This is a genomic window from Pseudomonas caspiana, assembly GCF_002158995.1.
Taxonomy (GTDB): domain Bacteria; phylum Pseudomonadota; class Gammaproteobacteria; order Pseudomonadales; family Pseudomonadaceae; genus Aquipseudomonas; species Aquipseudomonas caspiana.
The window spans coordinates 82987-108381 of sequence record NZ_LOHF01000022.1; the positions used below are offsets into that span (position 1 = coordinate 82987).

Consider the following 25395-nt stretch of genomic DNA (forward strand, 5'->3'; position numbering starts at 1 on the left):
CGCCACCTTTTCCCGCTCGGCATCACGCTCAACCGTGACGGCATCGCGGGCGACCTTCACGGTATCGAGACGCAGGGTCAGGTACGCGACAGCCACCAGCAGCGCCACCAACACCCAGACCCACATAGGCACCAGTTTGAGGAGAGCCGTCATGGCACGTCCCGGAAGAAAATGTGACGACCAAGCTTCAGCGTTCGCTTGGCATTTGCAGCCCAGTCCGGCGCTTTCGGCATCGTGGTGGAGTAATAGTGAGTGGCTCCGCCAGTGGGATCAGGTTGCTTACCGTCAATGACGATTGCAGCGGCCTGACGGGCCTGAGCGAATTGGGCCGGTGGGATCGGCTCAGCACCGCTCAAAATGGAAAGTTCGGATCATTCTTGTTCCAGCAACTGAATTGCCAGGCTTTCTGGCATACGCCTGTGTATCCCTCCCCCCACCAGTCAGGCTTACCGTCGTTGTACAAATCCATGTCCACGCGGTTGCGAATGGACCAGGCCACCGCGACCATACCCGCCAGGCCCTCACCACGGGCTTCGCCCCACAGCGTCCGGGCGAGGATGTCGCGGTCTCTTTCAGTAACAGTCATGCTATTCTCCAGACGAAAAAAAACCGCTCAATGGCGGCCATGGGGATCTTGATCAGAAACAATTAAGATTGGCAGAAAAATATAGAATATATCAGTGACTTACTCGGTATAAACAGTGCGATGCTCTTTAACTAAAACCGACACAGAACCCACACTTCTGGTTAAAAACCTTTTTGTCTAACACTTAAGTCTTACACAACACGGATAAAGATTCGAGAATCAACCCAAACCGTCTTCGCCCGAGCTGTTCGGAATAATAATCGGCAGCCTTCTACCCGCGAAAAGCATGCGTTTCAATGGGTCTAGTCAATCAAGGGCAGTTAACCCTGATATTTCCTCTGCCCGTGATGCAGGAAAACATCCAGCCCCTGAAGCCAAAAGGAGCAGTCGGACAATGCCTCCTGGCTCACCTCGGTGGGTAGCATGCTTGGTGTTCGCAGGACCTTATTGGTTTTGACCCGCAGCGCGCAATGTAAGCATCGAGGAGCGAAGTGGCGGGTGATGGCCGGGGCTCAATTATAAACGCAAAGTGAGTACCGGCCCTGTTAGTGGTGCAGAACTCAGGCCTGCAACGCTTCGTGCCTGGGCTTTGAAAGATTTCGAAGCGCCGATCCGCGCGTCAAAAATCACCCTCAAGAATCATCGTCACGGAACCTGCGAATTCTCGACCATACGAAGCGGGATTCGCCCTGACATCATCGCGGCTCAACCCGAACATGTATTGAATGGGTGCCTGAGTACCGATTTTGAATCCCAGAGGTCCAGTCAAGGATTGAGGTACGCCGGGCTTCAAGGTAACGGTGGAGGTTTTTCTGACAAGGTGATCCGATCTAACGCCGATGCTCAGCGGCAGATATGAATTACCATCAAAAAGCGCACACTTGCCCTCATGTATGTACTGACAATTAACTGTAGTAGTTATGGCCAGAAAATTTGTACGAAAATCGCCCATCGCCCTAAAAAAATCGACGACTGTATTGTTAGGATCAAACTTCATATTTAGATCATTATAACTTGACTACTTGAAATTTAAACTCGCTTTCAAGTCAATATAGCCTTGCAAATGTACCGGTCCAATATCGGCAAGTTTGAAGTAGCCCCTGCCCACGTACTGCCTCATGTCCAGGCGATCATTGATAGTCAAGCCAAATAAATGCTTGCCAGAGGGCAGAATATCATAAATACCCAACGCTATCTGTATATTAGCAGCTGCCATGCTTGCAGAAATACTACGTTCCGATGCAGTAGGTGCTGAAGCCAACCTTATGGAGCACTTAACATGGCTATTGTTATCACTTGTCAAGACTGAGAACACTTGAGTTGCAGAACTTTCGCTTGGATACTTTGGTAAGTTTCGCTGCAGATTGGCGCAATTAGTTTGTTCAATGGTGAACTGCCCCTTGAGTTGAAATCTATAAGTTCTCGTTGCGTAATCTTTGTTGAGAGTATTAAAAGCAAAATTGTAGGTTTTACCTTGGTAGTTGACAGCAGCAGAACCTTCATTCGAGCCATAATTTATGTCAATTACTACCGAATCTGCATCGGTTCTTAAAATCCGCGGTGCTGAAGGCACTGTGTCGGGCCAGCATAGAGATCTCACATCCGCGCCGCACGTACCCCAGTAGGGATAGTTGGGATCCTCGTTGTTTTCTTTGCTGGTTACTGAGAAGCCAATACTGGGGCGATCATCGGGCTGATAGATTTTAAAGCCACTGTTGTCGCCAGTTTCCAGAGTCTCTGAATACGCACAGTGCGTCGTCATGCTCAACACCATACAGAAAAAAATTAATATACTACGCATTGATTTTTTACCCTAAAAATTTAACGGTGGCGCCTCTCAAACTTGGAGCTGCTTACATTCTTCTAAGGATGCAAATTGCATAATGTCACACGAATAATTTGCTTATCCATGTGCTAATAATGATCGTTTATTTTTCGTCGCCCCATCAGGCACACCCTAAACTGTTGTAGGGCGCCCCCTACACGGATAACACTGAATATCAGAAAGAGGCGACTTGGCGAAAGGCCAGAACGAGCTGCGAAATCTCAATTAGGAAAACATCCGACGCCCCATGAAGAAGCTGCATTTGCCGTAACGTCCAGCATGATTGAAACGCGAAGCACAGATCAATAAAAGCTGTTGCATTCAGAAATTTTTATCCTGTAATTATTACCCACGTTAAGCAAGTGCACGTACTATTGAGCACTGCGCTGACGTCATGCCGGTCAACCGACATACTCATTTAAAGGCAGGCCTGTGCGCTTATTCAGGAATCCTCTAACCAATTTGTAGGAAATCCTGAGCTGTTGAGACGGCTGTAAGCAGCCCCCCCCCCGCATATTGGGATGCAGTGTGAGACAAAACGAAAACTGATGAGCGGACAAAATAAGGCAAAGCGGTATATTTCAGGAGTTTGCCACTCTGTCAGTTTCAATTGCTATAGGTCATTGTTATTTGTTTAATGTTGCTCTTAATTATTCAATAATCAGATCGATGGTTTCGTGACAGCTGTACTACCTTGACGGGTTTCTTCTCCTTCTTTTTCTCGCCTCTAGCTTTGGCCTTACCGGCCTTGCCACCGTTGCATTCAACGGTCGTTGTCCACCCAGACTGGGTGAACATCTGTTCACCTGACGCCAATGTTGATGGCGTTCAACGCGACTGTCCTGAGCGAAGACTGTGCGCAACAACTCCGCCACCATGCTGCGGTGGCACTTGCCGACATGGGCCATCGCATTGCGCATGAAATGCATCCGGCAGCGCTGCCAAGTCGCGTGGAAGACCTTGGCGAAAGCCGCCTTGGGGCCTTCGTGAGCGTCAGATCACCCGCTTTACCCCGCGCAAACCGCGACGCATCAGACTGCGCAGGAAGTCTGTACAGAACGGCTCAGCCTCGGAAGTTCCACCCGCATTCCCAGAACTTCCCGACCGCCATTGGTGCTCACAGCCACGGCGATAAATACCGCGGCCAAAACGATACGGCCTGCCTAACGCACTTTAACGTAGGTCGCGTCGATCCAGAGGTATCGGTCGCCACGAGAATTTAGGCGTTTGGCAGCAAAATCAATTTAACGGGGAGTTGAAGTCCGGTTTTGTAGGGGCAAGTCCAGTCGTGTCTTTCATGGGCTCGTTCAGCATGGGGCGACTGCTCACATTTCGGCCCCCCTACACTGTAAGGCATGCCTTACAAGCGATTAGGGGGAGCCTGATAGATGTGGTAGAAAAAAACTATACCGTATAGATAGATAGCAGAGGTTCTATACCTTTTTGTAAGTATAGAGCAACGCATTTAGTATTGCGGCTTTTGACGGTTAATGGAACCTTTAGCGAATAGTGGTGAGTTATATGCGTAGAGCGTTTGTTTTTATTAGTGTTTTTTTAAGCATGTTATTGCGTTATGCCTGCGCAGTACCTTTGGAAACAGGCTCCAACAGTGGCTTTAAAATCTATCAACCTGACGACAGGCCTAGTCTTGGCGTTCAGGTGACCGACAAAAAAACGAATGAAGATCCTGACTATCCCTACTGGGGAGGAATATGTGGTGTTCCAACGACCTCGCTTTGCTGGCCCGACACTGTGCCCTCTCCGAAGTATATATTGAGAAACGATACTCGGAAGATAGTGTTAGACCTTCGCTCCGGCTCCGGTGAAGGGGTTGCAACCATCAACTACGATGGAGAAAATAAAAGTTTCACTTTCAACACGCTGGATAGGCTTGAACGCACTCGGTATTACAGACTCCAACTGAAAGGGGAGTTTGCTGTAAGTGTTAATACGTGTGACGCTCGTAATATTAATTTTAATGCGCCGAAGCTTTCCTCTGAAAGTGCAGCTACGAAAGTCATCAGTTTCAGGGCAAGTCCTGTCAAGAATGATTCTGGACTTTGTTGGCTAATCCTTACGTCAACCCCGACGGAGTCGGAGCGAAGCGTTGCTATGAGTTTAGGTGCACTCAATTTTCGGATCGCAATGGGTATTTACGATATCTTGCCGTCAGGTAAACACTTGTTCTCTTTAACAATTCCAGACTATATAAGCATAAGGGAATATAACTCCAATGATAGCATCACAAATGTCTTGCCGACCATTGGTCCGATGAACGTCAAAGGGTACGTAGATCTTAAGGCGAGCTTGAATTTTAATTTGCTAACGACTGAAAACCAGAAAATGGAATTTGATACCAAGAATTCTGCAGTCGAGTTTTTTAGAATATTGGGGAATTTTCGAACGAATTTTCTGGCCATCAGCACCACTGTCAAATGCCAATACATCTATCAAGGTAAGTGCGCGCTGTTCGATGGTAATTCTTATTTGCCGTTGAGCATTGGGGTTCGATCGGACCATTTGGTAAGGAATACCTCAACGGTCACGCTAAAACCTGGCGTCCGCGCTCCCTTGACCGGTCCGCTGGGATTTAAAATCGGTACTTCCGCGCCAATCCAATATATGTTTGGATTGAGTCGAGAGGACGTCTTACGAAACCCTGCGTCCTCGGGCCGCGAGTTCTCGGGCGACGTGACGATGGTGATCGAGGGCGATTTCTGAGTAAGATAAGCGTAAGCCCTCCATGAACCCCACATTCCAAGCGCTTATCTGATGCTCGATGCTGTGCTCCCGATTCTCTCAGGAGCCCGTTCGCCATGATGCGACCCGATGTAAAAGTCGAAAAAGTCTATCTCTACCCCAAGCCCGTCGACTTTCGAAAATCCATCGATGGCCTGGCTGCGTTAGTCGAGCTGGATATCAAGGTCGCGGTCTTTGACCCAGTCCTTTTTGTTTTCCTCAACAAGCCGCGTAACCGCGTGAAGATCTTGTAGTGGGAGCGAAACGGCTTCTGCCTTTGGCTCAAGCGCCTTGAGTCCGAACGCTTCAAAACGTCGCCCGACGTGACGGACGAAGCGATTGTCCTGACTGTTCAGGAACTCAACTGGATGCTCGACCGCTTTGACCTCTGGCGTAACCGTCCTCATCAGGTTTTGACGCCACGATTCGTGGCCTGATTCGGAATAATCCAGGGCATGAATTTCGTGCCCGACAACCTTCCTGATGATCCCGAGTTGCTCAAGCAGATGCTTGCGAAGATGCAATCCAGGATGGGCGTGCTCGAAGAACAAGTTGCACTGCTAAGGCAGCGCCTGTTTGGCCGAAAATCAGAGCAGGCCGTGAATCCGGCAACGCCTCAAATGGCGTTGTTCAATGAAGCGGAGCACGAGGTTGAGTTGGCGTGCGAGACCACTGAAGAAGAGGTCGTCGCACCCGCCAAGCGCCGTGGCAAGCGCAAGCCGTTGCCCGCTGACCTTCCGCGCATCGAGGTCATCCACGAACTGCCCGAACATGAGCTGACTTGCACTTGCGGCTGCCGCAAGCACGCCATCGGCGAGGAGATCAGCGAGCAGCTTGAAATCGTCCCGATGCAGATCCGTGTCATCAAACACGTCCGCAAAGTCTATGGTTGCCGCGACTGCGAAGCCGCTCCGGTCACTGCGGACAAGCCAGCTCAATTGATTGAAAAAAGTATGGCCAGCCCGAGCGTTTTGGCGATGTTGCTGACGACCAAATACGTCGATGGCCTGCCACTGCATCGCTTCGAAAAAGTGCTGGGGCGCCACAGTATCGATATCCCACGCCAGACCTTGGCGCGCTGGGTTATCCAGTGCGGCGAACACCTGCAACCTTTGCTGAATTTGATGCGCGACCGGCTACTGGAAAGCCGCGTCATCCACTGCGACGAAACGCGCGTGCAAGTGCTGAAAGAACCAGATCGAGAACCGAGCAGCCAATCCTGGATGTGGGTACAAACCGGCGGGCCGCCGAATCAGCCGGTGATCCTTTTTGACTACTCGACTAGCCGGGCGCAGGAGGTGCCAACGCGCCTGCTCGAAGGTTATCGCGGTTACGTGATGACCGATGACTACGCCGGTTACAACGCCTTGGGCGCGCAGGACGGAGTCGAACGTTTAGGCTGCTGGGCGCATGCTCGACGCAAGTTTGTTGAAGCACAGAAAGTGCAGCCCAAAGGTAAAACGGGGCGCGCCGATATCGCGCTGAACCTGATCAACAAGCTGTACGGCATCGAACGCGACCTAAAGGCTTGCGACGACGCTGAGCGCAAGATCGGCCGTCACGAACATAGCCTGCCGATACTGGCTCAGTTGAAAAGCTGGATCGAAAAGACGCAGCCACAGGTCACCGCTCAGAACGCCTTGGGCAAAGCCATCAGTTACCTCGCAAGTAACTGGAGCAAGCTGGAGCGATACGTCGAGGAAGGCTACTTACCGCTAGACAACAACGCCGCTGAACGCGCGATTCGTCCCTTCGTGATCGGAAGAAAGAACTGGCTGTTTAGCGATACGCCCAAGGGTGCCACGGCCAGTGCTCAACTTTACAGCCTGGTCGAGACTGCCAAAGCCAACGGCCAGGAGCCCTATGCTTGGCTGCGCCACGCAATGGAACGCCTGCCAACGGCGACATCGGTTGAAGATTACGAAGCGCTGCTGCCTTGGAACTGCTCACCCATCTCGCCTAGCTGAGCGCACCGCCCATCGTGAAGCTGGTGGGGTTTATGGAGCGCTTACGATGGGTTTGGGTGAGTTGCGCGCTTAACACGGAAAACCGAGCGAAAAACGCGCTCGACTCACACTGCATCAGACCGTTTTCAGAAAAATAGCCCTATATGCCTGGCAAATTACGGCTTGCCACCGCTGCGCGGCAAGTTGATCGGAGCATCCCTAGATAAAAAACATACATCCGTTTCTATTTACTTGCCATTGGCTGAAAGGTCAGCGGATGACATAAACCGGAAGCTTGAGAATCCATACTGGGTCGATAACATGTCGCTAACCTAAGTACGGAATAAGCTGAAAGGTTTTCAAGTAAATAGACCTGCCTAATACATGTAGCGCTTTTACCTAGTCCACCTTTAGCAAAAGGTACAAAACAGAGCCATTCAGATCCACCAAGCCTGTGGCAAATGACCGCGTAGAGCACGCTGGCAAATTAACATTGCAACTGGCTGCGCTACAGGATGCCGACTGCAGACAGAGCTTTTAAGGCGCGGAAGCATCACTCTTTCGGAATCCATATTGTTGCAAAAGCCAATTTAACCGAGCTTTTTTCTGGTCCGTAAACTCACACACGCTCTGTAAAGATTCATCGTCAGAAATATCAAGACGGATAAGCTCCACGTCAAAGCTCAACCCTTGCGGAGGGTTGACTCTGCCCCAAGGACTGAAAATATCTGGGGTCAGTTTTATATCCCTTTTCTCCCCTGGCTGCAAGGGCTCATAGGCTTTGAACCTGAAATCCTCTTTCAACCACACTGAGCCGTCTTCTGCCTTTACCGTTCCTCGCATATAAACCCCATGCACACTTTCAGTCAAACCATTGAAAAGTTCGACTTCGAGAACCGGCTGTGAATGATAAAAACGATCTTGTTCCTTTTGATAAAATTTTGAAGACAAAATTATGAAATTGCTGATCGCTGCCTTATAACGCGCGTACTGGTTTTCTGAAGCCTCCAGTTCTGTAACTTCAGCAAGTGCCGCCTTCCTCTCCAAGGTTTTAAGTTGCCTAAGCTCTTTTTCCCGCGAAACACGCAGGGTTTCCTGTTGATCTCTGACGGCACCAGCGCGGGAGATAACTTGATCAACGGTTAGCCCACCCAAAGCACGCAGGTCATTAATGGGGACTTCGTGTTGATCGCTGGCAAGCGATTCAAGTGACTTCGAATCACTAGCCAGCAGCAGCAGACGTATGCTGCTTGCAAATTTTTCTCTTTTCTCAGGCTGAAGCCCGTTAGACATCTTCTCTATCGATCTGACAAACGTAGAATGTTCCCGAGCATCTAGTCGAGGCTCACCGCACCCACCGATAAAAATGAAAAAGAGGCTCAGCAAAATATTTCTGACAATGGTCATGTATTAAAAGATATCCAATTATTAAGGCGCGACTGTACGTTCCCACTCAAGTAGTTGACCGAGTGTGCGCAGCGATGGTTCAGGCTTCAATTATCAAACACGTGCATTGAATGGATTAACTTGATGTTGCACGGTCAAAATGATGAAACGCGAGCAGCTAAACTAAAAAGCTCTTCATGGGAATCGAGGTAGCGAATCGCGGTTTTTTTGAACAGCAGCCTGATCTGATAAAATGCGTCGACGACATCAGGATCGAAATGTTTACCCCGGCCTTCAAGTATCATTTCAACCGCCTTCTCGTGCTTGATAGGGTCCTTGTAAATTCTCCTGCTCGTCAATGCGTCATACACATCGGCCAACGCCATCAATCTCGCAGATAAAGGTATAACGTCGCCCGCAATGCCCTGAGGATAACCGCTGCCATCCCATTTTTCGTGATGACAGTATGCAATTTCCTTGGCCACTTTCAAAAAATTGGCATCGATTCCAAGTGCGCGCTCAGCATTTTCTATTACATCACGGCCGAGCCGAGGGTGAGTCTGCATGACTTCATACTCAGCTTCAGTTAATCGCCCGGGTTTGAGCAAGATACGATCGGGAATCCCAACCTTGCCGATGTCATGAAGCGGAGCAGAGTGATAAAGAACGTCAATGTATTCGGTGGTCAACAGCTCGGAGAATTTAGGGTTATTTTGAAGATGCAATGCCAGAAACCTTACATACAACTGAGTGCGGACGATGTGGTTCCCCGTCTCCAAATCCCTGGTCTCTGCTAAGGACGTGAGAGCCCGAATAGCCATCTTCTGGCAGTCACTGGTCTCTTTAATACTGTTGGCCAGCTTCGCTTCCAGGTATTCGGTTTTCGACCGAAGGAAATCGGTATTATTTTTCAAAATTATTTGATTTGCGACTCGGACCAGAAGCACTGAAGAGCTGACAGGCTTTTTGATGAAATCAACCGCGCCACTTTGAAAACCGCGTCGTTCCTCGACAACCTGCGAGTTAGAAGTCACGAAAATAACTGGGATGTGTCGGGTACGAGGCGATTTCTTTAATGTGCTGCAAACCTGATATCCATCCATACCCGGCATCTTCACATCCAGGAGAATCAAATCCGGTGGAGAATCACTGGATGCGATTTCCAGCGCTCGTTGGCCGCTGTCGGCGACCTTGACAAAATATTGGCCCATCAACAAGTGACTGAATAGAGTCAATGTTTCATGACTGTCATCAACCACCAAAATCGTAAATTTTTCCTGAGTTTTGTTCATCATGACTAAAGGCTCTTTCATTTTATTTCTGGAATCAAATCATTTAAACGGGCTATGGCCTCCTCAAATTCGTAACTTTGAGCAGCCTGCAACACTCTGTCCAGCTCCGTGACCAGGACGGAAGGCATTCCGTTCCGCTTAATGTCTGTGAGCCTTACCACTGCACTGTAGTCACCGGCCCGCAGTAAACTTTGTATCTGAGTTAACTCTTTTTTTATAGAATGTATCCGGTCGGACAAATCCGCTCTTCGCTTTAGAAAATCTTCGATGCCGATAGCAACACCTTGAAGTTCGCGAATCAGTTCATCCAAAACAGGCTTCGCGTCGAGCCTGGTCTCCATTAAACACAGTGACTCAAGGTCGCCTGCAATTTTTTCAATACGCACTGCGCCAATGTTTGCAGCCGCTCCCCTCAAACTGTGCGAAGCGGTGGAGAGCGCATTGAAGTCTTCAATACAATAAGCATCAAGCAGGGATTTCCTGTACTTCTCCTGATGCCCACAAAACATCTTAAGCAATCGGCAATACAGGGCTTCATCGCCAGTAATACCTAATCCTACGACTGCATCCACGCCTGAAATCTGGATGAGCTGGTCGTTTTGCCTATTCAACGAATCTTGCTGAACTAAAAATTCAGTTCGAGACTTCTCTATCCAGAAATCCAGGGCCTTGAATATTTCAACAACCTTGAAAGGCTTGCTGATGTAATCGCACATTCCGGAAGCAAACGATTTTTCCTTGTCTCCACGCATGATACTTGCCGTCATTGCGATAACGGGGAGAAAGCTAAAGGCAGGGTTATTTTTTATTTTCCGAGCCGCCGTGTATCCATCCATAATCGGCATTTGGCAATCCATCAACACCACATCGAAAGCGACATCCGAAGACAGGACGGCGAGTGCGTCCTGGCCGTTATTGGCAACTACCACTTCAACTCCAGATCTTGAGAGAATATCGCAAGCCAGCTCTTGATTGAGCTCATTATCCTCAACAAGAAGGATCCGGGCGCCGCGTATATTCAGATACGATTCAGATTTCCAACTTGTCGTATTAGAGAGAGACGTATGCTCAGCCTCGACTCGGCAGTTTTGTAATAGCTCAAGTATTCGGTTGGGGGTCATAGGATGATAAATGTGCATTAATTTGTCGACGCGACGAAACACGTGATCATCAGGCGCATGTTCAACCAACACCGGCAACGTGGTGTCAGCTCCAGCGCACGCTCGATCTAGAAATTCGATACCGCTCATGTCCGTCATGTCAGGAAATGCAAAAATCAATGGGTAAGCACGACCGGTCATACATTGAAGAGCTTCAGAGCCTGATACGAAATTGTCGACTGCATAATCAAGGCGCTTAAGAAGTGCAACCAAAGACTGATGCACCTCGTCATCCCCGCCGACAACGAGTACGTCTATCATGTCGTTGTATTGGGTCTTTAAGCGATGCTCGCTATCCTTTTCAGCGTTTTTTTGAAAAGAAAGGACAACGTTGAAGGTTGTCCCCACGCCAACCACACTGTTCACATCAATGGTCCCGCCCATTAGGTCAATCAGGCTTTTGCAGATCGCAAGTCCCAAGCCTGAACCACCGTATTGACGAGTGATCGAAGTATCCGCTTGATTGAAGCCATTGAATATATTTGCAATGTGACGCTGCTCAATACCAATGCCGGTGTCTTTGACTACAAAGCTTAACGACACGTTAGCGTCATCTTGGCTCAGCACAGATATACCTAATACGACACGGCCTGTATTTGTGAATTTGATGGCATTTCCGACGATATTAGTCAGAATCTGCGCAAGGCGCAGTGAGTCGCCTTGCAGTGCAAAGGGTACGTCCGCTCCGACGTCCAATATGAACTCAATTTTTTTTTCAACCGCCCTGTGACCGGTAATACTGACTACCTGATCCAAAAGCTCGTCAACATCAAAAGTCATGATCTCAATGTCCAGCTTGCCTGCTTCGATTTTGCTGAAATCAAGAATGTCGTTGATCACTCCCAGCAAATGCTCACCAGCGCAACCGATTTTTTTCAAATAATTACGTTGCACGCTGTTCAGATTGGTATGGAGCACCAGATCGGACATGCCAATGATGGTGTTCATTGGTGTGCGGATTTCATGAGACATGTTCGCCAGAAATTCCGATTTGGCTTTGGTTGCAGCTTCTGCAGCTTCCTTCGCCTGCTGCAAAACCAGTCTTCTGTGCTGAATGAGATAAAGATCGCTAAGCCTGCGTACGGAAAGAAAAAGAAGGATACTCAGCGCACCGAATGAAATGGCTCTGATGATCCAGAGACGCGTTGGTGAGACCACGTTATCCAGATCACCTGCAAAAATGATTTGCCATTTGCCTGCAGGATCGTTCCAGTCCACAGAGGCGCTGGCCACCGCATGCCTTACGCCGCCCATCGATAGCGTATCAGTCGTCACCTTGAACGGTGATGCGGGGAAATTGACTTCATCCGTACCTGAAAGACTGAATTGTTTGCTTGCACGCATTTCATTCAATTCGTCACGGGTTTGTTCTCTTATCGTAGTCATTGTCCAACGTTCATCGCTTGACGCGAAAATAACACCTGCCGGGGTCACCAACAGGCCCACACTGTAGAAAGGATGAGTCAACGCTTCATCTAGCCTCGTCGCGTCAAACCGTGCGGTGATGACACCTATAACCTGCTGAAATCTTTCTGTTTCGGCGTAGACAGGTGCGGCCTCCCAATAAACCCTTTTTTGGGTGGTTGCGCTAATACCCGCATAGGCGACCTCCTGACCATCAATAGTGCTTTTGAAATAATTCCTAAACTTGACGTTCACACCGATCGGAGAAATAGAAGCGCCATCCCAGGCGCTGGTGATCAAACCCTCAGCATTCACAACGAAAGCGTGTGAAGCGCCTACACTCAATGCAATAGTCCTTAATGCCTGTAAAGCGACGTTTTCTTTTTTTGATTTTTCAGCGTCGGTTTCGCGAGCAGCAAATTTGACATTCGGGTCCATTTTACCGGCTAGAGAAAGAGACCCCATTGCGCGCCCTAACAATAAGCGTTGCTCGAAGTCTTGAGCCCTGTGCTCGACCAGATCACCCAAGGAGTCCCTATACTCTGACTCCAGGTCAAGGCGATACCATTCTGCAACGGACCACGCACCCAGTGCCGAAAAAAAAAGTGCCAGGTAACGAGACAGCCCTAGATTCTTATTGATGCTTTTTGTGATCCACAACATATCGACCTCGATTTGTGCCCCCCTGAATGCGTCGATTTTAGACGAAAATTCGAAGTCCGCGCCTGCGATTCAATGGTGTAAAGCAACATGAGAAGTGTTCGCGGCGGAGTATGCCAATCGCATCAGCGAGCGAATGAATCCTACCTTACTGACCAAACGTCAGATGTAGGCTATGCCCTTTTCGAGCGTAGTCCGTGCCTTACACAAGGCTAAAATCAAAACGTTAGTATTAGAGAGTGGTGCTACACGGGGTTTTTATTTAAATTCTCACACCTCCATACGAGGTGGCTATGAACTATTGCAGCATGGTGTCAATATTGATGATCCCCCTGATTGTAGAGTCAAGCGCGCAACGCTTTGAAGAGCCCAGCCAAAGTGTTTCTGGCTTATACACATCGGGAAATGCAGTAACGGCCTTAAAACAGGGGTTTCGCAACTGTGAAAAGAAAACAGAGGGCTATGAGTGTACGAAAAAAACTAAAACTTTATTCTACGGCATAAGCGCTGCAAATGTACGTATTACACTGCATAAAACGAGTGTCGCCAGCACAAACGCTTTCCATAACGAAAAACAAAGGCAGTCGCTGAATACCACTAAATACAGATACGAAGGGGTTCGTATGGATTTTTCAGCAGCGGAAAAACTGAAACTTGGTGAAATGCTACGCAGCGATGGTTGGTACCTTGATGATTCCACAGCCACCTATAAATATTATAAACCGGGTGTAGCAGCCTACATCGCGACTTATCAATTCGGCACGGTGTTATTAAGTATTCCTCTCAAGCAGGTTGAGGCCATGACAGCCAACCCACATATCGTAAAACCTTACGGAAAACCACAGATATTGATGAGAGTTATCGAACTAATTAAAACCCGTTGATAAACTGCATGCAACGAAACAAGTGATGAAAAAGAATCCAGCCTATATCAGCATGAAGCTCAGATTTTTTTCTATACACATCGATCAGCTGCTACGAGCCAAATAATACCGCACACAAGTCAATAAAGCATCAACCTGACAGCACGTCTACATTAATAGGCAATTTTAACGCAGCATTCAATTGACGTTGACGGCGCTTTAGATCACACCGCCTATCGCCCCGCCGGCACCTAGACACGCCCGCATGAAGCACGTTCTCGGATCGTCCCTTTTTTATCACGGAATTTAATTACAGAGACGGACATCCACACCAATACTTTTGATTTTTTCGATATCTTTGATGGAGGCGCTGTAACCTTCACCCCCCATGTCATTCACAACCTCAAAACGCAGTTCATTGGAGCGCACTGAGAAACGTTCCAGCAAGATTTTAACAAACGAAAAAAAGTTACTAAACACCAGGTGACTGAGACAAAATCTGAGCACCACAACTTCTTTATTCGCTTCCTTACGCCTTGTTTTTTCTTCGCACACCAATTTCAGTGCCAACGCGTCCAGCATATTCAACATGGAACATTCCTTCGCAACTGGCACAAAGATGTCTGCATGTATGCGCCTTGAGAATGCCTTGCTGTGCCATACCAACATCACCCTCAACGCTGGGAGAGTATCCTGAAGAGAAGGTGACAACGGGCAGTATTCAATACTGAACTCATTGCCATAGATCGCTTCAACCAAGTCCTCAGCAGTTATATTCATCTTCGCAACCCTTCAAATAATGATGTAGCAACTGTGTTAAACCGACACGCTATACTGAAACGATAACGCAATCTATTACCGAATTTAAAACAAACCCCTGAGCGTAGATGTTTTGTATATCTACAACCTCCCGAGGCACCTTCATCATTTTTTTCCTCAACCGATAGACCAGCATATGAATCCGATTGGCACTGTTAATTTTGGGAGAATATCCAATCAGAAAAGAAAGCTCCGATGATGCAACCGGGCAGCGCAAACGCTGAATAAGGATTGTCAATAGCTGACATTCTCTATGCGTCAGACTAATAGAACAATATTCCCCACAAAAAAAGGTGCGACGAACAACATCCAGAACGAAAACATCCAACACGGTCTTGCGTTGATCCAAAACAGAGAGTCTCCGTTCAAGCGCATGAACGGTAGCAACCAGCGTCGACAACGGTGAATCAGTGCTTAGATAATAGTCGGCACCAGCCCTAAGAGCCTTAGAATAGCAAACCTTTTGAATATCTTCTCCATAGAGGATAATACCTAACAAGGGGTGCTCGTACCGTATCTTTTCCAACGCCTGGATAATACACTCATTGCTCATCATCACATCGGCTATCAATATCTGAACAGAGGAAAATGCCAAGTGTTCAATCATTTCGTATTCATGTCGGCATGCGACAAATGAATGGCTCGACTTTGTTAACAGTTGACGAATTTTATCAGCTCTTTCCACGTCATCGGTGGCGACTAAGATCCTCACGAAACCTCGCATTTAGTTCGGAGACAACACGTAGCCAAGCACAACTCCACGCCCCTAATAAGGACGTGAAAGCGCATGCCCTATAAGTCAGGGCATGTCACCATAACTTAACTCTTTTAAAAGATTCCGTTACGCTTGGCGAGATCAACAAGATCCGGCACATTACCAACGCGCAGCTTTGTAAGAAGCCTTGCTTTGTAGGTGCTGATGGTTTTGGAGCTCAACATCATCTCATCAGAAATGTTTATTATGCGTAACCCACGAACAATATGGCGCAAAACTACCAACTCCCTTGGTGAAAGGGACTTGATCAACTCTTCCTCACTAATGGTACTGTCTTCTTTGTCGACGGACGTTGTCGCGATCACAGGAAACAAGGTGTACCCCATCACCACTACCTGAACCGCGGTGATCAGATCAGATAATTCACCGACTTTAGATACATAGCCGACCGCGCCTAAGCGCTGGCACCTGTCACTGAAACGCTCCGCCGACATGGCTGAAAAAACAATGACTTTATAATTATCCTCTTCTTTAGCCAACCGCCGCAGCACCTCAAAACCATCAATATTGGGCAAATCAATGTCCAGTATAATGAGATCCGGTTTTCTTCTTCTTATTGCCGCAACGACTTCAATGCCATTTGAAATCTCTTCGATGACAGAATGACCCGCTTTTTCAAGAAGAACTTTAACTGCCATCCGTACCACTGAGTGATCATCTGCTACCAGGATTGTGGCCATACCAAACTCCGTGCATTCATGGGCTTGCTTGTAGGTCCATCCACATTTTCAGATCATGCTGCAAAGAAATCAACTGACTGCGAATTAAACAGATCGAACGTTTAAAACGATCATCAACGATGCCCTTCTCAGCAATTTCCTCAAAATAAAGAGCGGACTCGACCAGGTCCTGAGCAGCCACGATTCTGGCGCCCCCCAGAATATGATGAATCAAAGACTTCATCTTGCGGTGATCGCCTGAGGCGAGCAACGCGTCGAGCGTTTTCAGGTCGCGCGTGTTGCTCTCATGCAGCTCTTTGAACAGGTTCAGACTGACCCGTTTATCACCGTCGAATAACTCAAGAATGTAGTCCGCGTCGAGCGCACTCTGCGCCGCCCCGTTTTCGTCGCGTTGCGGCACACCCTGTAAAAAGCCCGACAGAACCTTTGAGTTAATAGGCTTGAACAGGCATTCATCCATTCCTGAGGCAAGACAACGTTCACGCGTCCTGTCACTGGTGCTAGCGGTGAAGCCAACGATCAGACAGCGTCCATTTTTTTCGATACCTTCATAAGCCCTGTACTCCCTGACCAGCTCAAAACCGTCCATACCGGGCATATTACAATCAGTAAATAAAACGTCGTAATTTTTTGAGACCAAAAGCTCGAGTGCCTGAACAGCGCTCTGAGCCTCTTCGACACGATGCCCCATCCCTAGAAGCTGCTGGATGAGTAAATATCGGTTGAGCTCATGATCGTCCACTACCAAAATGTTCAAGCATTCCATGTTTCCTCTCCTGGCAGTCAGGTCTTTATACAAAATTTTTTTCAGTTCACCTGGAATCACGAGCCAATGTGCGAGTCGTATTTTCACACAAGCCATTGAACCAAGTTGATACGTCCTGCGGCAAGATTGCCTAAATGCTTTGCAGTATCACGCACGTCCAAATCTACATCAGAATAGCTGGCAATGTGACCTTTGCCTTATTGAACACACTGCAGCCGACCCAGGTAAACCTCGCTGGAATTATGCTGACTGTTCTTCAAGACGTCGTCGATTTGCGTGTGACACGGTTGGCCGTTGCTGTACAGCGAGACCACTGGGTTTTCACGGCTGACCTGCAGTGAAAAGTAACCGTCCTGGTCAGAAACCGCTTTGCCCACATGATTGACTACTGCAACGCCAACAGCAGGTTTATCACCGTTCAAAACACGTCCTGATACGAAGATTTTGTTATCTTCGTGCTTGTATTCGACCACGTAAACCCGGTAAGGCTTGACGTGCATCTTCGCGTACTCGGATTTCATCGCAACGTCCATCGCCTCGGTGTAAATGCTCGCAAGACTCGACTGCTTGGCGTCAGTGTAAATGATTGAGCCGTCTGATAACTCTTTCTTGCTCCCATTGATACTGAAATCGACAGGTATTTTCTGATCTGAACGGCCGGACTCATTCTTGAATACGTACACGGTGTTTTTGTCCTCGCTGCTGCTGACCACACCATACTTGGAAAGCAGCACGTTACTGCTACCGCTCAGATAAAGACTCTGGCCGCCCTCTGGGCTTTTGTACACACTGCCGCCACCATTCAAATAGTCATTCTTATAGGTACTGGATACGCCGTAATTCGAAACCACGTTATTGGCAAACTGAATTTCTGGGACAAGCGTCAGGTCATCCGTGGGGTTCATCGAATTCTTGACGTAGGTGGTGTTGGTTTTGCCATTGAACTCCGCGCCGGCGCTAGGCTTAATCCATCTGGATTTGGATTCTGGCGTAAAGGTCAACGATACGCCCACGCTCTTTTCTCCACGCAAATCGCTACCTAGGTTGAAACTATAATCAAATCGCCCCACTTGGGTGTCGCTGCTGGATTTAAACCTGAGGGACAGTTTTCTATAATCAGAACTTGATTTTGAAGGATGACGTGGACGCCGAAAATATTTGCTGAAATCAATCGGCGTAGTAACGCTATGGCTCTGAGTATAAAATACGTCGACCCGGCTTTTTTCGAAAACCGGCATTGAAACGCCCGCTGTTTTGGACAGGCGTTTTGTATTACCCAAGCCTTTCGACAAAGTACCGTAGTAATTGACGCCACCAAACTCACCGTTGTAACCGATGTTGATGTCGTGTTTCTTAATTTGCTCCTTGAAGGTGGATTCGATGCCGACGTCAAGGCCTGGAATTCCGTTATAACGCAGGCTTGTGGTGGACCAGTCCACACGAGAAAAATAAGTACCTTTGAACTCGACATTTTTCACGCGCTGTGAATACCTGACATAAGGAGTGTCACCCTGATCTTTCTGTGAGCTTTTCTGAGACAGGGCTTCGTCGTCCAGCCAACGGTATTTACTGTAGCGAAATTCCTTTTCAATCGTGGCAATGCCTGCGTCGAGGCTGATGGACGTACCCGAACCGCCTTGAATATTCGTGTTTCTTTCATAGCTGTTCATTATGCGACCATCAGCGACCTCTTCGATACGCACGCGGTTCGCAACTGTAGACGAGGGGAGATCTATTCGATTTATACCCTGTTCGGCTTGCATGCTCTGGATCAGTTTACCGTTCTCATCATAAACATTGAGAATACTGTTGTATTTTGCATCCACGATGATAGGTGCCGCACTCCCAACGTCATCAGAATCTGTTGCATTCCCCCAAGTAAAGTTCACGCCTCTCGCATTGGACCCCATCAGGTTGGAAAACTCACTGAGGCCAGGTTCAGAGTAATACACGGAAAAGGAACGGCCATCATTAAAGTCGTGTGCGTAGGCCAGACCGGACTGCTGAAGTTTTTTCAGCTCAAAATCATATGAAAGGGACGACGTCAGGCTCGATGCCTCGGTCAGACCTACATTCAAATCTCCGTACCAGTTTCCTGTTGTGAATGCATAGCCGTCGCTTGAGCTCTGGCTATAAGACATCGTCTGACTAAGTCCTACCGCAGCTTCGCTGGGTGCAATGAACATCTCATCTTTGAGGGATTGATATATCACCACCAGCTTTCCGGTTTCGTAATCGTAGCTTAAAATAAAATATTTATATTTTTTGCAAAACAGATCTGTGGAGTTTTCACACGTGAAGCGCAAGGATTTGGATACCTTTAGGCCATTCAGCACGCTCATGATATCTTCGATCGTTTCAGTTTTCTTCACAAAAATAAATTTAAAGTCGCTTGTAATATCTAGCCACGCTTCGGCGGGGCTTCCTTCATTGATCACCAACGATACCGGTATCAACTTATCCCGATCAAGAACAACACCTTTCTCGATGACAACTGCTTCTACATTCTCCTGGGAACTCGCGCCTACAAAAGGCGCATTGAGCAAGGAAAATAGTGCAATTGATATAAGTTTTTTCTTTGGCATCTTGATAATCACGGTAGTGTCCTGCTCGCACAGCGAGCAGGACTGGTTAGCATTTAGATGGCCGATTCGAATACGAGGTCAACTGTTCCGGTGTAGTTGCCAGCAGCAGGTTTACCCGGAGCCGTGGCTGTGTTTGGAATGATGGCGCCGGTTGCATCCTTCATGTTGGTTTTGTTGGCTTTGACTTCTAAGTTGTAAGTAGCATAATCACCGGTGGTGGTTTTCGCCTTGTCATACAATTTTTGTCCTGTGAGCGAGACTGCAGCTACACTGGTGGCTTTAGCAGTGTCTTGTGCGGTGATCGATACGTCGATCGGAATCTCCTTGGAACCGTCTACCAGTTTTGCAGTAGAGTTGAGGGCGACAGTCACGTCTTGCGTCGACTTCACTTTAAAACCAATCGCGCCGGGATTGGAAAACGTACCGTTGGACGAGTTGTAAGTGATGACTTGGTCAGTGTTCGGCCAGCTGCCGCTGACGGCCTCTACCTGGAATGCAGATGTTGGATCACTGATGGTGGCCTTCAGATTGAGCGTCTTTTCTACGCTGGCCGCCATGGCGGTCAAAGAGAATGATGAAACCACGGCGAAACCGACTGCGATTGCTGATTTACGCATTTTTAAACTCCACTTGTGGATTGTGATTAACGTTATTTGCCCAATGCTATAACGTGGTCTTGCTTATGTTGATCGGCGAAGCGGACTTCGTTGAAATCTGAGTCTGCCGTCATTGAGTTGCCCTTCAAATCTTCACTGCTAATAGCGATAGTTCTTGATCCACCTGCACGGAGCAGGATGCTACCTAGCTGTATGAATTTCTTGCCGACAAAAACCTTCGCATCTTCAAGCTCAACGGTCTCGACACCGTTGTTACTTACAAAAAACTCAACGGTCGCATTTTTAACTAATTTGCTAATTGAGATATTTTTGTCAAGAACAGACGCTCCTTCCTGGACGATCAAAACAGAACCACTCCCAAGAAAGAAATTCAATTTCGCAGTGACACTACCTTCATCAGCGATGCTTTGCTTCTCAGAAGCGGTCAATAGCTCCATGAGTTTGGGGTTGGCCTTTAGTGCTGCGTCTGCAGATTTTGGCGTCACCCGAATTCGGTAATACTCTTCTTGCCCCGTTCGCACAGCAGCCGTGTCTCGAAACAGCTTGATCTTCTTGTTCTGTCCGGCCGGGATAACAATCGAGGTTGGATAAACGTCATAATTTGTGATCTTATTACCAAAGTCAAAATCGACCTGTCCGTCTTTCAGATTTCCTTTGTATAAAGCAGCCTCTGCAAAAACCAGTTTCGAGCTGGGGTTGGAGACGCTGATCTCAATTTCCTTTTGATCAAATTTCTGGAAGTAATAATTTTTGTCCATCTTGACAGTCAAGGTGTCAGCCAATGCAGACAGGCAGACTAAGTTTAGCGCAAGGCACACGGCAAATTTAAAATTCATACAGACTCCAAAAAGACCCTTACTTAACTATAAATTGATGCAGGCTTCGTCATAGGAGCCAGTATGCCAACGGTTTCGCGTCATTGAGATAGGGTATGCCCTATAACTCTGTAGGGCGCCCCTTACAAAACTGCCAACTTGTTGAAAAAACAAGTTGATACCCACGCACCTGCTACACACCTGTGGCAAGTTTTTAAAACTTACTGGACATTGTTCTAACCAATCACTTGCAGATGCTTTGAAGGATTAGAAAGCGTTTACCAATTCGTCAAAAATCTCCCTCAACAATCATCGTCACGTCGCCTGAGAATTCGCGGCCAAACGATGCAGGATTGGCCATTACATCTTCGCGACTCAACCCGAACATGTATTGAATGGGCGCCTTTGTACCAATTTTAAATCCCAGTGGCCCGGTCAGTTTTTGCGGCACACCGGGCTTCAAGGTCACGGTGGAGGTGTTCCTGACTAGATAATCTGATCGAACACCAATACTGAGCGGCAAATATGAATTCCCATCAAAAAGCGCGCACTTGCCTTCGTGGATGTACTGACAATTAACGGTGGTTGTAATGGCGAGGAAATTTGTTTTAAATTCACCCTGCACCCGAAAAAAATCAACAACGGTGTTATTAGGATCAAACATCATCGTCTTACCCGCATCAGATAACAATCGAAACGACAGGCTGGCTTTCAAGTTTATATACCCACTTACATACACAGGCCCGGCGGCCAATCTGTCGTTGATAACAACGTTATTTTTTCGCTCCTTGATGCGTATGTAATCATTAAGCGTGACACTGAAAAGATGCTTACCAGAAGGCAAAACGTCATAAATACCCAATGATATGCGAAAATCCAGAGCACCAAGACTCACAGAAACGGTCCGCGTGGCTGTAGTTGGAGTTGACTTAAGAAAAACTTCACAAGCACCTTTATCTACAGCATTTGAATACCCTGTTCTGAACGTTATCACGCGCGTAGCGGAACTCTCACTCACCAGTTTTGGAGCATCAAAATTCATAAAGCTACCGCAGTTATTTCCTTCCAGTGTATATTCACCTTTGAGTTGAACTCTGTAATAGCGTGTTCTGTCACGCTTATCAAGGGCGTTAAACATAAATTTTTTCTGCTCCCCATCGTAGTTAATAGTGGCAGTGCCTTCCCCAGGGCCAAACGCTAGATACACAGATACGTGGTCTGCTTCTTTGTTTAATGTGTATTCTTCTGACGGTACAGTCTCAGGCCAACAGAGGGCTTTAGTAGGCACCCCACAAGAGCCCCAATAGGGGTAATCCGGATCTGTGTTGTTCCCACCTCCAACTACAGTAGTGCCTAAATCCTGACGCTCATCTGGCTTGTATATCAGAAACCCGCTATTGCTCCCTGTCTGCAAAGGAGCTGAATAGGCACACGGTATCGTCAGGTTTAAAAAAATACACAAAGCAATAAATAAACTACGCATTTTACTCGCCATCCCATCACAAAAATGACACCCTGTACCAAACTCCCTATTACCAACCGCAAGGTCGCTATATTGCTAAATAACTGCGGCTAAGAAAATCTGAGACCTATGGCTGTTTTGCCCATCAGCTTATAATCACTGATGTTTTTCTGCCCCCCCTATCAGGCACGCCCTAAACACCCGTAGGGCTCCCCCTACAATAGCCACGTCGTTTACTAAAATTCTGCATTGGCTCGTGAGGAGCATGAATCGCCTGCGCAGCGTTCAGACCTGCAGCAGCCGATAGCTCGGGCGAAAAATGCGTTAGTTACAACGACCGGCAGCCACCCGTCGCGAGGTGCAAAAAAATACAATACTCTGTTGCATTTATATTCTTTTATTGTAGATTTCGATATTAATTTACGAGAGGTAATAAACCATGAGCGTGCAGCATTACGCATGCCCATCATCCGACAATCGCGCACCCAACCGATGCAGTCGTCATGCTAATTGTCTGGCGCGCGCAAGGGTAGAAAAGGATATTGAAAGATATCGAAATCAGTAGTCTTCAATTGACTCAATCAAACCTACCGAAGAGATAACTGCGATAATCGTAAATTTTTTGCTTTTTTCTCGCCAAGAGGCACATCGCTAAATATGCCCTTAAAAGCCTGCAACATAATTCATAGGCTAACCGCCCCATTCCGCCATCAATCGCAGTGCGCACACATGAAAAAAAAAATACTAACCTCCTCGCTTCTCTGCCTATCTTTCATCTGCCTGTCTGGATGCGGCCCCAGTTATTACTACAAATATACGGCCCCCAAGACGGAGGCAGGAATAAGCTGTGTCAAAGGCTGTCAGGAAGCCCGGACGCAATGCCGACACATTCAGAGTGTTGAGGATGACTCACGCCAGGCTGCCTCGATCGCGAACCGCAACATTTACCGTTCATGTGTCATCGGCAGAACGGATAAAGATGCAAGAAAATACTGTGGAGCCAGCAGTCCGTATGACAGTAATTACAACGATTTCAATTTCTTAAACCCCACATGCGAGGATGATTTCAATCAATGCTTCGAGATTTGCGGGGGCGGTATTGAGCGGATTTTAGAAAGGGAATAGAGACTTGACACAGTGTCCACAGGCCCCGGCGATCAGGCGCCTTTTCATAAGCTGCTTTGGTAATGATCATGCCGCTGGGCTGTTCGGGGAGCTGCCATCATCAACAGTAGCGCTTTCAGTGATCATTGCTCACAGTACAGTCACACCACTCCTGCATTCAGCAACAGTTCGCATCCGGCGCAGGTTCCACACAGCGAATAGCATTGCCTGATGTCATGTGTTTATTAGCAGGCCTAACTCGGCGCATCAATGATGCGTCGCAGCGACCAACGCGCTGTGACGAGACAGCAAGCCACGGTCACTTACATCACCATGATGACCTAAAGACCTTACCAGCCAGTTCATGCTTGCCCAACAGCCTGAGCAAATTTGCGGGTTGCTTCCGGAATCCGATCCAGAACACCCCGCAAACATGTGCAGTCTCTTAGTTTCTAAAGCGACGCCCACATTGCCGGCGCTTTGTGACCAGACCAGGGCTACATAAGATTAACCCCAATCAGCGCGATCAACGCGCATGCAGGACACCCACCTTTGCCCTTTGGTAACGCGGCTCGACAAGCATGATCAAACCTTTCCGAGTTAAGATTTAATCATCTTAATCACGCCGAGTTCACTGCGAGTCTGCTCACGCTTGCCAGCATTCTCAGCGTGAAAAAAGAACCTCGGCTTTATCAGGGCCCAATCGCTCATTAGTTGGACTGGGGTAATCATTAGGCTGTTGAGTTTTTTTCAGAGTTCCCTCAAGTGGCTGACTATGCGGGCATAGCCAGCTATCATTCAAGCGATTGTCTACATCGGCAAGCACCCTAGGGCCTCACAGACATGGTATCGAGGCCTTATCAACAAAAACTCCGTCTTTTAGAAGAAAGTAACTGAAGCTTACATTGCCGCTTCCATACCGATTCAAATAGCCTTGTATCTCGCGGGCAGAAGCAGAGACACTTCCAGATGTTTGCGTGGTATTTCCATAAGCAGTTCTGACAGCCGTACTGCCGCTATAGAAAGCCCCTCTAACCTCAACCCCAGTTGCAGAACTGCGCTCTAGAAGAAAGCTAACACTCATGCCACTAGAATTGCAGTAGCCGGTCATAGTAGAGCCGTCATTAGAAAAAGCCACCTCATTTGAGCTTACACCGAAACGAAAGTTGTCAGTTCTCGTGTGTGCAGGGGTCGCGCTATCAGATGTAGTAACAGTATAAGTAGTCGCTGTTGACGCCGTTGAGGCTGTTCCAGTGATGGCGCCTGTTGCTGAGTCATAACTGAGCCCTGCCGGAAGTGACGGACTAACACTGTAAGTTAATGGGCCTTGGCCACCACTTGCACTTACAGGTGTGTAAGCGACAGTATCACCCAAAGGCGTCATGTTTCTGGGATTGGCAATAACAGCAGCTAAACTCGGCAAGACCGTTAAAGTGAAAGTTTCGGTTACAGAGTGCTCTGGGGTTGCACTGTCAGCCACACTAACAGTGTAAGTGCTTTGCGTCGACTCTGCTGTAGGGGTGCCAGTAATAGCACCTGTGGTGCCACTCATGCTAAGCCCTGCTGGCAAATTAGGCGTGACTGAGTAGGTATGGGTGCCCACACCGCCGCTAGCCGTTACTGGGGTAAAGTTTGTAACATCGCCAGCGACTAGGGTGGTGGTCGCCAGAGTAGCGGTCGCACTCAGGCTAGCATTAACTGTCAAAGCGAAAGTCGCCGTCGCCGTGTGTGCGGGCGAAGCGCTGTCGGTGGCCGTTACAGTGTAGGTAGCCTGAGCAGCCGCCGTAGTGGTGGTCCCCGCTATCGTCCCGGTGGCTGTGCTCAAGCTCAACCCGGCAGGCAGGGTCGGCGATACGCTGTAGCTAAGGGTGCCGGTACCACCGGCAGCGGTGACAGGCGTCACGTTGGCGG

18 protein-coding genes and 2 pseudogenes are annotated in these 25395 nt (G+C 48.1%); 4 read left to right on the top strand and 16 right to left on the bottom strand.

The genetic code is table 11. The annotated features are described in order from the left end of the window. Nucleotides 1-149: 149 nt before the first annotated feature. The 4 genes and pseudogenes from AUC60_RS21640 to AUC60_RS21655 form a co-directional block, all read right to left on the bottom strand. A pseudogene (locus AUC60_RS21640) lies at nucleotides 150-586 on the bottom strand (cell wall hydrolase). Between the two features lie 619 nt (nucleotides 587-1205). Continuing rightward, the gene (locus AUC60_RS21645; RefSeq protein ID WP_087272509.1) at nucleotides 1206-1583 is read right to left on the bottom strand and encodes a hypothetical protein; all 378 of its coding nucleotides are present in this window, start codon (nucleotides 1581-1583) and stop codon (nucleotides 1206-1208) included. Between the two features lie 21 nt (nucleotides 1584-1604). Next, nucleotides 1605-2348 (bottom strand): hypothetical protein, encoded by a 744-nt coding sequence (locus AUC60_RS27700; protein WP_144443285.1) that lies wholly within the window; start codon nucleotides 2346-2348, stop codon nucleotides 1605-1607. An 875-nt stretch (nucleotides 2349-3223) separates the two neighbouring features. Further along, nucleotides 3224-3613 (bottom strand): annotated as a pseudogene (locus AUC60_RS21655) (transposase); the annotation flags it as partial. A gap of 319 nt (nucleotides 3614-3932) precedes the next feature. Between AUC60_RS21655 and AUC60_RS21660 the strand changes: the two are divergent. The 3 genes from AUC60_RS21660 to tnpC all read left to right on the top strand — a co-directional run bounded on the left by AUC60_RS21660 (nucleotide 3933) and on the right by tnpC (nucleotide 7117). Further along, nucleotides 3933-5132, top strand: coding sequence for a hypothetical protein (locus tag AUC60_RS21660; protein ID WP_087272515.1), 1200 nt, complete (start codon nucleotides 3933-3935; stop codon nucleotides 5130-5132). Nucleotides 5133-5230: 98 nt separating this feature from the next. Continuing rightward, nucleotides 5231-5404 (top strand): IS66 family insertion sequence element accessory protein TnpB, encoded by a 174-nt coding sequence (gene tnpB / locus AUC60_RS28690; RefSeq protein ID WP_476644147.1) that lies wholly within the window; start codon nucleotides 5231-5233, stop codon nucleotides 5402-5404. A gap of 201 nt (nucleotides 5405-5605) precedes the next feature. Next, nucleotides 5606-7117: an IS66 family transposase gene (gene tnpC, locus AUC60_RS21675; RefSeq protein WP_087272520.1), complete on the top strand. Its 1512-nt coding sequence runs from the start codon at nucleotides 5606-5608 to the stop codon at nucleotides 7115-7117. Nucleotides 7118-7633: 516 nt separating this feature from the next. Here tnpC and AUC60_RS21680 read toward each other — a convergent pair. The 3 genes from AUC60_RS21680 to AUC60_RS21690 all read right to left on the bottom strand — a co-directional run bounded on the left by AUC60_RS21680 (nucleotide 7634) and on the right by AUC60_RS21690 (nucleotide 13001). Next, entirely contained in the window at nucleotides 7634-8503 is an 870-nt protein-coding gene (locus AUC60_RS21680; RefSeq protein WP_087272523.1) for a DUF6694 family lipoprotein, read from the bottom strand. A 134-nt stretch (nucleotides 8504-8637) separates the two neighbouring features. Continuing rightward, entirely contained in the window at nucleotides 8638-9777 is a 1140-nt protein-coding gene (locus tag AUC60_RS21685) for a response regulator (RefSeq protein ID WP_338014039.1), read from the bottom strand. A 14-nt stretch (nucleotides 9778-9791) separates the two neighbouring features. Beyond that, entirely contained in the window at nucleotides 9792-13001 is a 3210-nt protein-coding gene (locus tag AUC60_RS21690; RefSeq protein ID WP_087272530.1) for a response regulator, read from the bottom strand. 320 nt (nucleotides 13002-13321) lie between these two features. Here AUC60_RS21690 and AUC60_RS21695 point away from each other — a divergent pair, with 320 nt between their 5' ends. Beyond that, on the top strand, nucleotides 13322-13882 hold the full coding sequence (locus tag AUC60_RS21695; RefSeq protein ID WP_144443286.1) for a hypothetical protein: 561 nt from the start codon (nucleotides 13322-13324) through the stop codon (nucleotides 13880-13882). A gap of 285 nt (nucleotides 13883-14167) precedes the next feature. Here the strand turns inward: AUC60_RS21695 and AUC60_RS21700 are convergent, their stop codons facing one another. From AUC60_RS21700 to AUC60_RS21740, 9 genes are all read right to left on the bottom strand, one after another. Further along, on the bottom strand, nucleotides 14168-14641 hold the full coding sequence (locus tag AUC60_RS21700) for an EAL domain-containing protein (RefSeq protein WP_087272536.1): 474 nt from the start codon (nucleotides 14639-14641) through the stop codon (nucleotides 14168-14170). 49 nt (nucleotides 14642-14690) lie between these two features. After that, the gene (locus AUC60_RS21705) at nucleotides 14691-15404 is read right to left on the bottom strand and encodes a response regulator transcription factor (protein WP_087272539.1); all 714 of its coding nucleotides are present in this window, start codon (nucleotides 15402-15404) and stop codon (nucleotides 14691-14693) included. A gap of 104 nt (nucleotides 15405-15508) precedes the next feature. Beyond that, on the bottom strand, nucleotides 15509-16135 hold the full coding sequence (locus AUC60_RS21710; RefSeq protein WP_087272542.1) for a response regulator transcription factor: 627 nt from the start codon (nucleotides 16133-16135) through the stop codon (nucleotides 15509-15511). Nucleotides 16136-16151: 16 nt separating this feature from the next. Further along, entirely contained in the window at nucleotides 16152-16901 is a 750-nt protein-coding gene (locus tag AUC60_RS21715) for a response regulator (protein WP_158099148.1), read from the bottom strand. Between the two features lie 197 nt (nucleotides 16902-17098). Continuing rightward, entirely contained in the window at nucleotides 17099-19498 is a 2400-nt protein-coding gene (locus AUC60_RS21720) for a CS1-pili formation C-terminal domain-containing protein (RefSeq protein WP_087272546.1), read from the bottom strand. 41 nt (nucleotides 19499-19539) lie between these two features. Further along, complete coding sequence (locus AUC60_RS21725) at nucleotides 19540-20103, bottom strand: hypothetical protein (protein ID WP_087272549.1); 564 nt, start codon at nucleotides 20101-20103, stop codon at nucleotides 19540-19542. Between the two features lie 32 nt (nucleotides 20104-20135). Further along, on the bottom strand, nucleotides 20136-20939 hold the full coding sequence (locus tag AUC60_RS21730) for a hypothetical protein (RefSeq protein WP_087272552.1): 804 nt from the start codon (nucleotides 20937-20939) through the stop codon (nucleotides 20136-20138). Nucleotides 20940-21207: 268 nt separating this feature from the next. Then, the gene (locus tag AUC60_RS21735; RefSeq protein ID WP_144443287.1) at nucleotides 21208-22401 is read right to left on the bottom strand and encodes a hypothetical protein; all 1194 of its coding nucleotides are present in this window, start codon (nucleotides 22399-22401) and stop codon (nucleotides 21208-21210) included. A gap of 1918 nt (nucleotides 22402-24319) precedes the next feature. After that, nucleotides 24320-25395 (bottom strand): putative Ig domain-containing protein (locus AUC60_RS21740; protein ID WP_193441878.1); only part of this gene is annotated, 1076 nt, incomplete at its 5' end.

Coding starts and splice junctions, on each gene's coding strand:
- tnpC (WP_087272520.1), top strand. CDS start 5,606: ATGAATTTCGTGCCCGACAACCTTCCTGATGATCCCGAGTTGCTCAAG.
- AUC60_RS21715 (WP_158099148.1), bottom strand. CDS start 16,901: ATGGAATGCTTGAACATTTTGGTAGTGGACGATCATGAGCTCAACCGA.
- AUC60_RS21735 (WP_144443287.1), bottom strand. CDS start 22,401: ATGCGTAGTTTATTTATTGCTTTGTGTATTTTTTTAAACCTGACGATA.
- tnpB (WP_476644147.1), top strand. CDS start 5,231: ATGCGACCCGATGTAAAAGTCGAAAAAGTCTATCTCTACCCCAAGCCC.
- AUC60_RS27700 (WP_144443285.1), bottom strand. CDS start 2,348: ATGACGACGCACTGTGCGTATTCAGAGACTCTGGAAACTGGCGACAAC.
- AUC60_RS21725 (WP_087272549.1), bottom strand. CDS start 20,103: ATGCGTAAATCAGCAATCGCAGTCGGTTTCGCCGTGGTTTCATCATTC.
- AUC60_RS21695 (WP_144443286.1), top strand. CDS start 13,322: ATGATCCCCCTGATTGTAGAGTCAAGCGCGCAACGCTTTGAAGAGCCC.
- AUC60_RS21645 (WP_087272509.1), bottom strand. CDS start 1,583: ATGAAGTTTGATCCTAACAATACAGTCGTCGATTTTTTTAGGGCGATG.
- AUC60_RS21710 (WP_087272542.1), bottom strand. CDS start 16,135: ATGGCCACAATCCTGGTAGCAGATGATCACTCAGTGGTACGGATGGCA.
- AUC60_RS21705 (WP_087272539.1), bottom strand. CDS start 15,404: ATGCGAGGTTTCGTGAGGATCTTAGTCGCCACCGATGACGTGGAAAGA.
- AUC60_RS21685 (WP_338014039.1), bottom strand. CDS start 9,777: ATGATGAACAAAACTCAGGAAAAATTTACGATTTTGGTGGTTGATGAC.
- AUC60_RS21730 (WP_087272552.1), bottom strand. CDS start 20,939: ATGAATTTTAAATTTGCCGTGTGCCTTGCGCTAAACTTAGTCTGCCTG.
- AUC60_RS21700 (WP_087272536.1), bottom strand. CDS start 14,641: ATGAATATAACTGCTGAGGACTTGGTTGAAGCGATCTATGGCAATGAG.
- AUC60_RS21660 (WP_087272515.1), top strand. CDS start 3,933: ATGCGTAGAGCGTTTGTTTTTATTAGTGTTTTTTTAAGCATGTTATTG.
- AUC60_RS21680 (WP_087272523.1), bottom strand. CDS start 8,503: ATGACCATTGTCAGAAATATTTTGCTGAGCCTCTTTTTCATTTTTATC.
- AUC60_RS21690 (WP_087272530.1), bottom strand. CDS start 13,001: ATGTTGTGGATCACAAAAAGCATCAATAAGAATCTAGGGCTGTCTCGT.